General features: G+C 37.4%; 11 protein-coding genes. 5 read left to right on the top strand and 6 right to left on the bottom strand.

What is annotated here, in order from left to right; all coding sequences use genetic code 11:
* Positions 1 to 557: 557 nt before the first annotated feature.
* Positions 558 to 1,043, top strand: coding sequence for an RNA-binding protein (locus HRT55_RS12885; RefSeq protein WP_291621864.1), 486 nt, complete (start codon positions 558 to 560; stop codon positions 1,041 to 1,043).
* A gap of 487 nt (positions 1,044 to 1,530) precedes the next feature.
* Positions 1,531 to 2,625, top strand: coding sequence for a tRNA (uridine(54)-C5)-methyltransferase TrmA (trmA, locus tag HRT55_RS12890; RefSeq protein WP_291621866.1), 1,095 nt, complete (start codon positions 1,531 to 1,533; stop codon positions 2,623 to 2,625).
* A 2-nt stretch (positions 2,626 to 2,627) separates the two neighbouring features.
* Here trmA and fabR read toward each other — a convergent pair whose 3' ends face one another.
* Positions 2,628 to 3,260, bottom strand: a complete 633-nt coding sequence (gene fabR / locus HRT55_RS12895; RefSeq protein WP_291612443.1) for an HTH-type transcriptional repressor FabR — start codon at positions 3,258 to 3,260, stop codon at positions 2,628 to 2,630.
* A 196-nt stretch (positions 3,261 to 3,456) separates the two neighbouring features.
* Between fabR and HRT55_RS12900 the strand changes: the two genes are divergently transcribed.
* The 3 genes from HRT55_RS12900 (at position 3,457) to HRT55_RS12910 (ending at position 6,691) form a co-directional block, all read left to right on the top strand.
* On the top strand, positions 3,457 to 4,575 hold the full coding sequence (locus HRT55_RS12900; protein WP_291621868.1) for a fatty acid desaturase: 1,119 nt from the start codon (positions 3,457 to 3,459) through the stop codon (positions 4,573 to 4,575).
* 100 nt (positions 4,576 to 4,675) lie between these two features.
* The gene (gene sthA / locus HRT55_RS12905; protein WP_291621870.1) at positions 4,676 to 6,103 is read left to right on the top strand and encodes a Si-specific NAD(P)(+) transhydrogenase; all 1,428 of its coding nucleotides are present in this window, start codon (positions 4,676 to 4,678) and stop codon (positions 6,101 to 6,103) included.
* Between the two features lie 84 nt (positions 6,104 to 6,187).
* The gene (locus tag HRT55_RS12910; protein ID WP_291621872.1) at positions 6,188 to 6,691 is read left to right on the top strand and encodes a histidine phosphatase family protein; all 504 of its coding nucleotides are present in this window, start codon (positions 6,188 to 6,190) and stop codon (positions 6,689 to 6,691) included.
* Here HRT55_RS12910 and HRT55_RS12915 read toward each other — a convergent pair.
* From HRT55_RS12915 to hflC, 5 genes are all read right to left on the bottom strand, one after another.
* Positions 6,688 to 7,080, bottom strand: coding sequence for a hypothetical protein (locus HRT55_RS12915; protein ID WP_291621873.1), 393 nt, complete (start codon positions 7,078 to 7,080; stop codon positions 6,688 to 6,690). The genes HRT55_RS12910 and HRT55_RS12915 overlap by 4 nt on opposite strands.
* 128 nt (positions 7,081 to 7,208) lie before the next feature.
* The gene (locus HRT55_RS12920; protein ID WP_291621875.1) at positions 7,209 to 8,450 is read right to left on the bottom strand and encodes a malic enzyme-like NAD(P)-binding protein; all 1,242 of its coding nucleotides are present in this window, start codon (positions 8,448 to 8,450) and stop codon (positions 7,209 to 7,211) included.
* A 505-nt stretch (positions 8,451 to 8,955) separates the two neighbouring features.
* Positions 8,956 to 10,251, bottom strand: coding sequence for an adenylosuccinate synthase (locus tag HRT55_RS12925; protein ID WP_291621877.1), 1,296 nt, complete (start codon positions 10,249 to 10,251; stop codon positions 8,956 to 8,958).
* Between the two features lie 127 nt (positions 10,252 to 10,378).
* Positions 10,379 to 10,978, bottom strand: a complete 600-nt coding sequence (locus HRT55_RS12930; protein ID WP_291621878.1) for a hypothetical protein — start codon at positions 10,976 to 10,978, stop codon at positions 10,379 to 10,381.
* A 420-nt stretch (positions 10,979 to 11,398) separates the two neighbouring features.
* Positions 11,399 to 12,286: a protease modulator HflC gene (gene hflC / locus HRT55_RS12935; protein ID WP_291621880.1), complete on the bottom strand. Its 888-nt coding sequence runs from the start codon at positions 12,284 to 12,286 to the stop codon at positions 11,399 to 11,401.
* Positions 12,287 to 12,289 lie beyond the last annotated feature (3 nt).

The raw sequence follows: 12,289 nt of genomic DNA on the forward strand, positions 1-12,289 counted from the left end.
ACAAATTGCATGATAACTAATTGTTAAAGAATCTCACCTTGAAGAAGGTAAGGAGCAAATAATCTCATTCGTTATTTACTTGGCTTCGTTGCTGTAGCCCCGAAGCAGGATGCGTATAGTACGCTTCCGAGTTTTGAAGTCAACGTTTTTTCTTAATTAAAAGTAAAGTATTTTAAAACACTTTAAAACTCAACGTTAAGTTAACTGATTCACCTTAAAAGCAAGTAGATAACTTATCAAAACAGTTCTTTGATGACTCAATTTGCGTGAACCCCTTGGAACTGGAGCGCATTGTAGAGAGTTTTAAATTTAGGTCAATAGCTTTTTAACATAAAACCTTATTTTTTGAATCGTTCGTTTACTTAAACCACAACACGTATATTTAAACATCTATTCTAGTAGCAATTCTTGGTGTTTGTACTTTATTAGCAGATTAATTGCATAAATTTTGCACTTGATAGTTGCACATTATAAAAAGCTGCGTAACATAGAATTGCTATTTGCATATATTCAAGCAGTTAAATTAGTTTATTAAAATAATAATTAGGTATCTTTATATGAAGTCTCCAACTTTACAAACAGTCATCATTGCTGTTGTTTTTGCCATCATCGCTTACATTGTCGCTTATATTACCATGCCAGTTAGCTCTACTCTTGTAGCTGGTCTAGTATTTATTAGTGCGTTTCTTGCACCTCTAGTTATTGGTAAGTCCTCAACTAGCTCTCGTTCATCTACAGACAGTAACACTAATGTTGCAGATGAAGATGTTAGAACACTCTATGTTGGTAATTTACCTTATAGAGCAAATGAAACCGCAGTAAGAGAACTTTTTTCCAATCATGGCGCGGTACTTTCTGTACGCTTAATGAAAGATAAGCATACCGGAAAACGTCGCGGTTTCGGTTTTGTTGAAATGGCTGCTGATGATTTAGATACTGCTATCTCAGCTTTGAATGATACAGAGTTTCAACAGCGTACACTTAAAGTAAGAGAAGCAAAAGAACGCCCTGAACGAACAGATGAAAATAATCTAGATGATTAATCTCTGATTGAGTAAAATATAAAAGGCTACTAACGAAGGTTAGTGGCCTTTTTAAATGGCTTTTAATTACCGCATTAACATTAACTGTGCTAACGAGTTTCCTTTTTGCTATACCCAAGCAGCTTACCTTCATATTAAGCAGCAATTAAAGCCTTACAGTCATCCATTGTAATACTCAACTCTGCTTTACTCGCTATTTTTTGTTAATAACTTCATCCAAGTAAACACTTGCACTTACTTTAATAGAGACTGGAGAACTACTATGATTTTTAGTAGTTGCTGGTACCTTAATATCCGAAGAGTGAGTTCAATTAACCATGATTTACTTTTACTACAGACTAAATCATTGGCAATATAAGCTAAAACTTTAACTTTTTAGTTCTACTTTGATTATTAATTATATGAATTAAAGGCTAGACAAAAGCTAAGTCGATAGTAAAATCCGCGCTGTTATTCCTATCTCTATTTCTTTATACAAGGCACTTTTATGTTTAGTCACATTCATCCCGATAATTACGATGCGCAATTATCTAAAAAACAACAAGATATGGCTGAGTTATTTAGTGACTTTGCGTTACCACCTGCCGATTTATATCCATCTGCCCCCTTAAATTACCGTCAAAGAGCTGAATTTAGGGTTTGGCATGATGGTGATGATCTTTATTACATTATGTTTGATAGTAAAACTAAGGAAAAATTTAGAGTAGACGACTTCCCTGTTGCCAGCGAATTAATTAATAAAGCGATGAAAGCTTTGTTAACTGCTATTAAAGGCCATAAAGAATTACGCTTCAAGCTATTCCAAGTAGATTTTTTATCGACATTAAGTGGCGAGCTATTAATAAGCATGCTTTACCACAAGCCTTTGGAAGATAATTGGCAAATTGAAGCCGAAAAGTTAAAAGCTCAATTATCTACTATTGCTCCTGTTGATATTATTGGTAGAGCAAAAAAGCAAAAAATTATTGTTGATAAAGATTATGTGATGGAATCATTACAGGTTGGGGAAAAGACCTTTGTATATCAGCAAGTAGAAAATAGCTTTACCCAGCCCAATGCCGGCGTAAATGAGCAAATGCTGTTATGGGCTCAGCAAGCGACGATAAATTCTAGTGGAGATTTAATTGAGCTGTACTGTGGTAATGGTAACTTTAGTATTGCACTTGCTGAAAACTTTGAGCGAGTACTAGGTACAGAGATATCTAAAACATCGGTTCGTTCTGCCCAAATAAACATTAGTAAAAACAATATTGATAATATCGATATTGTTCGTATGTCGAGTGAAGAGTTTAGCCAGGCAATGAATGGCGAGCGAAAATTCAGACGCTTAGAAGGTTTCGATTTAACAGCATATAACTACGATACTGTGTTAGTTGATCCACCACGTGCAGGATTGGATAAAGATAGCGTTGAATTGGTAAGTCGTTTTAACAAAATTATCTACATATCTTGCAACCCTGAAACATTAAAAGACAACCTAACTCTACTGGTAAAAACCCATAATATTGATAAATTCGCTTTGTTTGATCAATTTCCTTACACCCACCATGTTGAAACAGGTGTAATACTAACAAGGAAGTAGAACTAACGATTTCGTCTCAATTTTTTACGACGATCACTGAGCTCAAGTGCGCCGCGAGCAATGAAGCGTAGTTGCTGAATAGTTTGCTGGGCAAGTTGATCGCGCTCTGCTTTGTCTTCAATATCAAGAGCATCTGAGCCAGCACTAAAAACAATGGTTACCGCTGCATTGGCTTGCATATAAGCGACATCTGCGTCTAATTGGTTAGCTTTTTGTAAATAATCGCACAACTCCATAGTAAAATAGCGTATCTCTCGAATAACTGCGGCACGAAAAGCTGCAGAAGTTCCAGAACGCTCACGTAGTAAGAGTCTGAAAATATTGCCATTACTTTCAATTAACTCCATAAATGTTTGCACTGATATTTGAATGACAGAGCCACCTTTAGCTATACGTTGTCGTGCTTGACGCATTAACTGTCTAAGCGTTAAACCCGCTTCATCTACCAGAGTTAAACCTAATTCATCCATATCAGAAAAATGACGATAAAAAGAAGTTGGCGCTAATCCGGCTTCTTTTGCTACCTCGCGTAAACTTAAGCTAGAGAAACTACGCTCGGCACTGAGTTGTTTTAAAGCCGCATTAATTAGTTGGCGACGGGTCTTTTCTTTCTGCTGTGCTCTTACACCACTCATGCTCATTGCTCTTGTAAAAATACCGAATTATTTTCTTTAGCTATCATACTGTAATAGCGAATAAATGTCAGTTTTGCCCAATAAGTATAAATATAATTAATAAACACACTTGACTGGTCGGATGATCTAGCTAAAATAGCTATAACAGCGTACACGTGTACGCTTAAACTTGTTTGATACTATTTTAGAGAAAAAAATGAAAAAACCCGCTGTCATTTGGCCTAATGTTACACTTTTTTTAGTTACCTTTTTAGTAGCCGCTATAGCTGTACCTTATCGTGCATTAACTTATGGTTTTGATAACACAGAAATAATCTTTGCTGTGCTTTGTTTTATTTATTGTGGCATGTCAATTACTGCAGGCTACCATCGACTCTGGTCGCATAAAACCTATCAAGCACATTGGAGTTTACGTTTCATATTTGCACTAGGTGGCGCCTTTGCCCTACAAAATAGTATTTTACATTGGTCCTCAGACCATAGAATACATCACAAGCATGTTGATAAAAATGATGTCGATCCCTATTCAGCTAAAATGGGCTTTTGGTATTCTCATATAGGTTGGATGTGTAGGGAGTATCAAGCAAATCGATATCATGATTACAAAAATGTCCGAGATTTACAGAAAGATGCCATCGTTATGTGGCAACACAAACATTATTTACTACTAATGCTGTTAATGAATATAGGTATTCCGGTTGCTTTTGGTTTATGGCATGGCAATTTAATTAATAGTTTATTACTGGTAGGATTCTTTCGCCTGGTAATGAGTCACCATACAACTTTCTTCATCAATTCATTGGCTCACATTTGGGGAAAACAGACCTATAGTGATAAGAATACCGCTCGAGATAATGGTTTATTAGCTTATCTGACTTTTGGTGAGGGCTATCATAATTATCATCATATTTTTGAAAATGATTACCGGAATGGTATTCGATGGTGGCAATTTGACCCAACAAAATGGTTAATTAAAAGCTGTCATTGGTTAGGTCTAACTCATCATTTACGTGTTAGCCCTGAAGACAAAATAGAAAAAATGCGTATTGCCATGACACTGAAACATACTAAAGCTAAGTTAATTACTCACCCCAATACTGAGCAAACTCTTATATACCTTCAACAAGAGTATGAATTACTGGTAAATAAGATTAACGAGTATTACCTTGTTCGTAAAAAAGTATTACAAGCAAGACGAGAACACCTACGCGTTGAGGTTGAAAAATCAGATTTGATGGCTCATTACCAAGAATTAAAGCTAAGATTAACTGAGCAGCGTCGTAGTTGGCAGACTTTAACGGAAAAACTCGGTTAACATCAATAAAATGGTCTAAAAACTGTATTACCATTTACCTCAAATCCTGTTAAAATTTTTGCTTCAAATAAAATGAATGAGCAAGGTTTGAGGACTTCTTTTGACTAAATCAAAAACAAGTAAAACTGAAGTAAAAAGTTTTGATTATGATGTAATTATCATTGGTACTGGCCCTGGCGGTGAAGGGGCAGCAATGAACCTTGCTAAGCGCCAAAAAAAGGTGGCCATTATTGAACGCCATCATCAAGTGGGTGGTGGTTGTACTCACTGGGGTACTATTCCATCAAAAGCATTACGCCAATCCGTAAGACGCTTAATTGAATTTAATTCCAACCCACTATTCAAACAAAGCGACCATAAAAAACAATTAACCTTTCAAGATATATTAAGCCATGCTTCATCGGTAATTAGTAAGCAAGTGAACTTACGAAGCGGCTTTTATCACCGTAATAGGGTAGAACATATTTGCGGTGAGGCATCTTTCGTAGATGCACATACTATACGTGTTGTACACAATGATGGTTCAGAAGAAAAAATAACCGCTAAGCAAATAGTTATTGCTACCGGGTCTCGACCTTACCAACCAGCTAATATTGACTTTAATCACTCCCGCGTTTATGACTCCGATAGTATATTGAGCCTGAAACATGCTCCAAGGCATGTCATTATTTATGGTGCTGGTGTTATTGGTTGTGAGTACGCCTCAATATTTAGAGGATTAGGGGTAAAAGTAGATTTAATCAATACCCGTGAAAGGTTACTGTCGTTCTTGGATGCAGAAATGTCTGATTCGCTCAGTTATCACTTATGGAATAGCGGTGTAGTTATTCGACATGGTGAAGAGATTGAACGCGTTGAAGCGAGTGATGATGCAGTAATTGTACACTTGAAATCGGGTAAAAAAATGCGCGCCGATTGTTTACTGTTTGCTAATGGCCGTACCGGTAATACTGCAGATTTAAACCTAACCGCTGCTGGCTTAAAAGCAGATAGTCGCGGTCAGTTGAAAGTAAATGATTGTTATCAAACTGACGTAGATAATATCTTTGCTGTTGGTGATGTTATTGGCTACCCAAGTTTGGCTAGTGCTGCTTTTGATCAAGGTCGAATTGCCGCTTTAGCTATGGTTGATAGTACGAGTAAAGCTAAGTTAATTGTTGATATACCCACAGGCATATACACTATTCCTGAAATAAGCTCTGTCGGTAAAACTGAGCAGGAGCTCACCGCAGCCAAAATACCTTATGAAGTTGGTCGTGCTCAATTTAAGCACCTTGCTAGAGCCCAAATTTCTAATAATCTGGTTGGCTCCTTAAAAATCCTTTTCCATCGTGAGACTAAAGAAATCTTAGGCATTCATTGTTTTGGTGAAAATGCTGCTGAGATTATTCATATTGGACAGGCTATTATGCAGCAAAAGAATGGTGGCAACACCATAGAGTACTTTGTTGAAACAACCTTCAACTATCCTACTATGGCAGAAGCATTCCGTGTTGCAGCCTTAAATGGTTTAAATAGATTGTTTTAGGCTTTAATGGTTTAGAGTGATAGTAAATACTTACCACTCTAAACCGTACACTTTTATTTAAAGAAAATAATACGATAAAGCTATATGATGAAAAAGTTAACTTTAATGACTGCCGGTTTTTTATTATTACAACCTTGTCTAGCGAGCGATAACTTTACTCTTTACCTGGTAAGGCATGCTGAAAAGCAGGCTGACAGTAAAAACCCACCATTAACTCGATGTGGTAAGGCTAGAGCAAGACAATTAGCCACTTTACTTAGCACTGTAAATATAAAGTCTATTTATAGTACGAGTTACCAAAGAACCATGTCTACTGCTGCGCCACTTGCTAAACAGCAACACATTGCAATCAAGCAATATAATCCTAAACAGCTTAATCAATTTGCTCTGCATCTGAAACAAGACAGAAAGAATGCCCTAATTGTTGGCCATAGTAATACTACTCCGCAACTTACTCAGTTATTGAGTGAGCAAAAAGTAGCGGATTTAAGTGAGAATGATTATCAAAACTTGTATCAAGTGCAGTTTATTGAAGATAAAAGCCAGTTAACACTACTTAAACAGCCCTTGGCATGCAAGCAGCATTAATACTTAGCGCCAGTGTTTTTCTCCTGCTTCTTACCTAACTTAATTAACTCAACATCGGTAATTTTAAAGGGTTCTCCCCATTGTTGAATGGTCATCATATCTTTAATCAGCTGACCTTTCACTTTCAATTTTGTACCTTCCAATTGGTATTCCTTGGCTAGGTTCATTGGTAAAAGCTTTTCACCTGTACTCGACACTAGGCCGTAGAAACCACCTTCAAAGTTCAAGTACTTCACGGTAACTTGTTGCCAACTTTTTTTTGCTGATTTATCCATATCGCTCTCCCTTAGCTCAGTCACTTTATTTTCATTGTTTGATACATCATGTGCTTGTGAACAACCAGCTACTAATAAGGTCAGTGTAACCGCTACGATTAAAGTTTTTTTCATAATAATTATCCAATAAAAAAGGCCAAGGTAATTTTTATACCATGACCTTTATTTGTATTGTTGTCAAAACAATCAAGGACTAACTAAGGTAAAGTGACATTGCCCTCACATTCATTAGCCAATAACTACTAAGCCATGTAGTTCTCAGGCATTTCTAGCGCGGCAACACCAGAATCGACTGCAGCTTGGGCAACAGCCTTAGCAACAGCGGCACACAAACGAGAATCCATAGGTTTAGGAATGATGTAATCTTTACCAAAGGTCAGGACTTTCACACCACTCGCTTTAAGTACTTCCGCTGGTACTGGCTCTTTGGCTAGTGCTCTAATGGCATGCACTGCAGCTATTTTCATAGCATCATTGATAGTACGAGCGCGAACGTCTAATGCTCCACGGAAAATAAATGGAAAGCACAGAACGTTATTTACTTGGTTTGGATAATCCGAACGGCCAGTAGCAATAATTAAGTCATCACGCACAGCAAGGGCAAGCTCAGGTTTAATTTCTGGATCTGGGTTAGAACAAGCAAAAATTATAGGATTTTTCGCCATGGATTGTACTTGCTCTTGAGATAGAAGATTTGGACCTGAAACACCGACAAAAACGTCAGCCCCTTCGATAGCATCATCAAGGGTACGTTTATCAGTATTGTTAGCAAATAGTGTTTTATATTCATTTAGATCAGTACGACGAGTGTGTATTACACCTTTAGTATCTAGCATGTAAATTTTTTCACGCTGGGCACCACACTTAATCAATAATTCCATACACGCTATTGCTGCAGCACCAGCACCTAAACAGACGATGTTAGCTTGTTTAATATCTTTACCCTGGATATCTAGCGCATTCATCATGCCTGCAGCTGTTACTATCGCTGTTCCGTGTTGGTCATCATGAAACACCGGAATCGCACAACGTTCAATTAGCGCTTTTTCTATGGCGAAACATTCCGGCGCTTTAATATCTTCAAGGTTAATACCACCAAAACTATCCGCAATACTGGCAACAGTATTGACGAATTCTTCAATCGTTTTATGTTTTACTTCGATATCAAAAGAGTCGATATTGGCGAAGCGTTTGAATAGTAACGACTTACCTTCCATAACTGGCTTTGACGCCATAGGACCTAAATTACCTAAACCTAAGACCGCCGTGCCATTAGTAATAACCGCAACAGTATTGCCTTTAGCTGTGTATTTATAAACATCATCTGGGTTTTTAGCGATCTCACGACAAGGCTCAGCTACACCGGGGCTATAAGCGAGTGACAAGTCATAACTTGTTTCCGCTGATGTTGTCAATGCAACACTAATTTTACCTGGCGTAGGTAGGGAGTGGTAATCTAAAGCTTGCTGACGTAGATCTGTCATGATAGTTCCTAATGCGTTATTAATAGTGTTAGTTTTTGTTGTTAGTGCAAGTATAGCTATGTTTGTTTTTTCTTATTATTATCGTGATTATTAATACTAGCTTTTACTTACTTATATGGTATTGCAATTAAATAGCTCAATACAAGTCTGTTTTGCTATATGACATTTATGTAAGCTATAACGAATAAGACCCTAGCATACGATAAAAACATATCAATTTGATAAATATCGACTATATCGAATTAACTATTCAAGCAATAATCTAGCTTAGCTATGCTAGAACATACTTAAAGCTATCTAAAAGACATTATCTATCTGCATGCCATATATAGCGTACTATGATAACCGAAATGAATTAATCAAGACATCCGATCACTTACACATCATTGGTAATTTAATCAAAAAAATCCTCAGAAAAAAAGTCAAAAAAAAGCCCAGCACTTGGCTGGACTTTATTATTTAGTCATACCCTGCCCTTTATTCACTAAGGGCGGCTAAAGCTTTCCTAAACGAAAGGATTCACTTTAATAATCGTTTCAACACGATCTGGACCGGTAGAGATGATATCTACTGGTATACCGGTAATTTCTTCAATACGCTTGATGTAAGCAATAGCATTTTCAGGTAAGGCATCAACTGATGTTGCGCCTACTGTGATTTCACTCCAGCCTGGCATCTCTTCGTATACAGGCGTAACCTTTTCATAACCTTCAGCTGCCGTAGGTGGCACAGTGATAATATCACCTGCTTCAGTTTTATAACCAATACAGATTTTTAATGTTTTTAAACCATCAAGTACGTCAAGCTTAGTTAAACAAAAACCTGTGATACTATTTACTTGAATTGCACGATGCATAGCAACGGCATCAAACCAACCACAACGACGTTCACGGCCTGTAGTTGCGCCAAATTCATGGCCAACGGTACCTAAATGTTCACCGATATCATCATGCAGCTCTGTAGGGAAAGGACCTGAACCAACACGCGTAGTGTAAGCTTTGGTAATACCTAAGATGTAATCTAAATGACGAGGTCCAACACCACAACCTGTAGCAACACCACCGGCAGTAGTATTTGAAGAGGTTACGTAAGGGTAAGTACCATGATCGATATCAAGTAAAGTACCTTGAGCACCTTCAAACATGATTGACTCACCCGCTTTGCGCGCTTGATCTAATATTTCTGAAATATCAGCCGTCATCTTTTTAATGGTATCTGCAACAGCTAACGCATCAGCTAGTACTTCTTCATAGTTCACTGGCTCAACTTTATAGTAGTTAACCAATGAGAAGTTATGATATTCAACAATCTCTTTTAGTTTAACCGCAAATGTCTCTGCACAGAATAAATCACCAACACGTAAACCGCGTCGTGCAACTTTATCTTCATATGCTGGACCAATACCACGACCTGTAGTACCAATGGCTTTACTACCGCGTGCAATTTCACGCGCAGCATCTAAAGCGTTATGGTAAGGAAGGATTAGTGGACATGCGTCACTAATCAATAAACGTTCACGTACTGGAACGCCCTTGGCTTCTAACATGGTAATTTCTGTCATTAAAGCTTTAGGACATAAAACTACACCATTACCAATTAGACATTTTACGTTATCACGTAATACGCCCGATGGAATAAGATGTAACACGGTCTTTTCACCGTTAATCACTAAAGTATGGCCAGCATTGTGACCGCCTTGATAACGAACTACATATTTAGCTTTATCAGTTAGTAAGTCTACGATCTTACCTTTACCTTCGTCACCCCATTGGGTACCGAGAACAACTACATTTTTGCCCATGTTTTACTATTTCGTAAGTAAATTAGGCGGGGATTTTACCAAAGATCTATTTGTAGTCCAAGAGAAAAAAGCAGCTTTTTAGGCTGCTTTTAAAATAACCTATTAAGTTAACAAGTTAGCTCAATAATTATTCATAGCCCCATGGCGTAATTGGCGTACTAATTGGCTTAGTTAAGTCAAAATCTACTCTAAATTCTCTACCTTGACGGATCAAACGGTAAGTAAATTTTTCTGGATATATATACATTTGCCAGGTATTGCCAACAGATTGTGGTATACCATTAGATACAAAAAGTTCTTTAGAGTATTGATCTGCAGGGAAAGATTGTACTTCTGCCCAACCAGCGTCATTGGTATGGCCACCATACATAGTTGAATTGTCGTTGCTGCCATCTTTTTGTCTATGATCATGCTTTAGCGACAAACCTGAGCCAGTTTTAGTAATTATCCAAGTACGTGAAGCATCGTCACCAACATGGAAAGGGACTTGTAATTGACTATCAGTACACTTGCGCACATGCATAACTAGTTTTTTATTAGCAAAACTACCACCATCTGAATTATCAACAGAAACTTTACCCTCATAGGATTTACCACAGAGTTTACTTATATTATTAAAAAAGTCATCTTGAGTCTTAATTGAAACTAAAGGAGCTTCTGCCGCCATTAACGTTGTTGTCATTGGTAACGATACGATTGCCGCGATAAGATATTTTCTTATTGTCATTTTTTTACCTTTATTGAATGGGTACTCTACAGTAGCGCTTACTACTGCTATTTATCTATAACTCAGAGTTAATCTCCTTGAATATAACAGAAGTTAAACAGGTTATTTGTTTCATAGTGTTCATTTGCATTAAGTAACCTGAACTCGGCTTAACAAATGTTTCTCTAGCCGCTATTTTTACTTACTTCTGCGTTAAATTCACTTGCAATAGGCCAGCTATTGACGCGTAAATTAGCCTGGAATTAAGAAAAACTATCAAGCTAGAGGTAGCACTAAGTTATTTAGCTCATAGTTTCAATAAGTTAAATATATCTTAAACAGAGCTCAGGTTAAGTACAGCTGATTCTGCATCAAGATATTTTTTACTAGGTACAAAAAAGCCAGCAGATATGCTGGCTTTTTATAACACTTGAGTGCTAACTAATTTTTAACTGCACTGCCGCCTTTTAAATAACGGAAGAATTCGCTATCAGGCTGGACCACCATGATATCATTTTTACTGCTAAAACTCTTTTCATATGCTTCAAGACTACGGTAGAAGCTATAAAACTCAGCATCTTTGGTATAAGCATCGGCATAGACTTTCGCTGCAATGGCATCACCTTCACCACGTACGGTAAAAGAGTTCTTTTGTGCTTCAGCTAACATTATAGTTACTTTAGCATCAATAGTTGCACGGATAATTTCCGCTTGCTCTTGACCTTGTGATCTATGCTCTTTAGCAACAGCAGTACGTTCAGCACGCATACGCTCATAAATAGAATTACTTATCTCAGTCGGTAAGTTAATCGCTTTAATACGTACATCAACAACTTCAATGCCTAAATCTTCGCGGCTACTTGACGCACTTTCTAAAGCTTTACTCATGATCGCAGAGCGATCACCGGAAACAATTTCTTTAATGGTGCGATTACCAAACTCGGTACGTAAGCCGTTATTAACTTTCTGCTTAAGTAATGCACGAGCATTATCCACAGAGCCGCCAGTACGCAGGTAATAAGTAGAAAAATCAACGATGCGCCATTTAACAAATGAGTCGACCATTAAATCTTTTTTCTCTGATGTTACGAAACGATCTGCTGGTTCATCTAATGTTTGAATACGCGCATCTAGTTTACGTACTGTCTCAATAAATGGAATTTTGAAATGTAAGCCCGGGCTATACACCATCATTTCATCAGTAGCACTATCACGTTTAATCTTTGAGAATTGGAATACGATGCCACGTTGGCCTTCGTAAATCACAAAAACTGACGATACCGCAAGAATGAAAAGTAGCGATATTATCGCAATGATAAAATTTTTCATTGT

The organism is Colwellia sp. (assembly GCF_013214175.1).
Lineage (GTDB): Bacteria > Pseudomonadota > Gammaproteobacteria > Enterobacterales > Alteromonadaceae > Colwellia.

Coding starts and splice junctions, on each gene's coding strand:
- HRT55_RS12920 (WP_291621875.1), bottom strand. CDS start 8,450: ATGACAGATCTACGTCAGCAAGCTTTAGATTACCACTCCCTACCTACG.
- HRT55_RS12885 (WP_291621864.1), top strand. CDS start 558: ATGAAGTCTCCAACTTTACAAACAGTCATCATTGCTGTTGTTTTTGCC.
- HRT55_RS12910 (WP_291621872.1), top strand. CDS start 6,188: ATGATGAAAAAGTTAACTTTAATGACTGCCGGTTTTTTATTATTACAA.
- HRT55_RS12930 (WP_291621878.1), bottom strand. CDS start 10,978: ATGACAATAAGAAAATATCTTATCGCGGCAATCGTATCGTTACCAATG.
- HRT55_RS12900 (WP_291621868.1), top strand. CDS start 3,457: ATGAAAAAACCCGCTGTCATTTGGCCTAATGTTACACTTTTTTTAGTT.
- hflC (WP_291621880.1), bottom strand. CDS start 12,286: ATGAAAAATTTTATCATTGCGATAATATCGCTACTTTTCATTCTTGCG.
- HRT55_RS12915 (WP_291621873.1), bottom strand. CDS start 7,080: ATGAAAAAAACTTTAATCGTAGCGGTTACACTGACCTTATTAGTAGCT.
- trmA (WP_291621866.1), top strand. CDS start 1,531: ATGTTTAGTCACATTCATCCCGATAATTACGATGCGCAATTATCTAAA.
- fabR (WP_291612443.1), bottom strand. CDS start 3,260: ATGAGTGGTGTAAGAGCACAGCAGAAAGAAAAGACCCGTCGCCAACTA.
- HRT55_RS12925 (WP_291621877.1), bottom strand. CDS start 10,251: ATGGGCAAAAATGTAGTTGTTCTCGGTACCCAATGGGGTGACGAAGGT.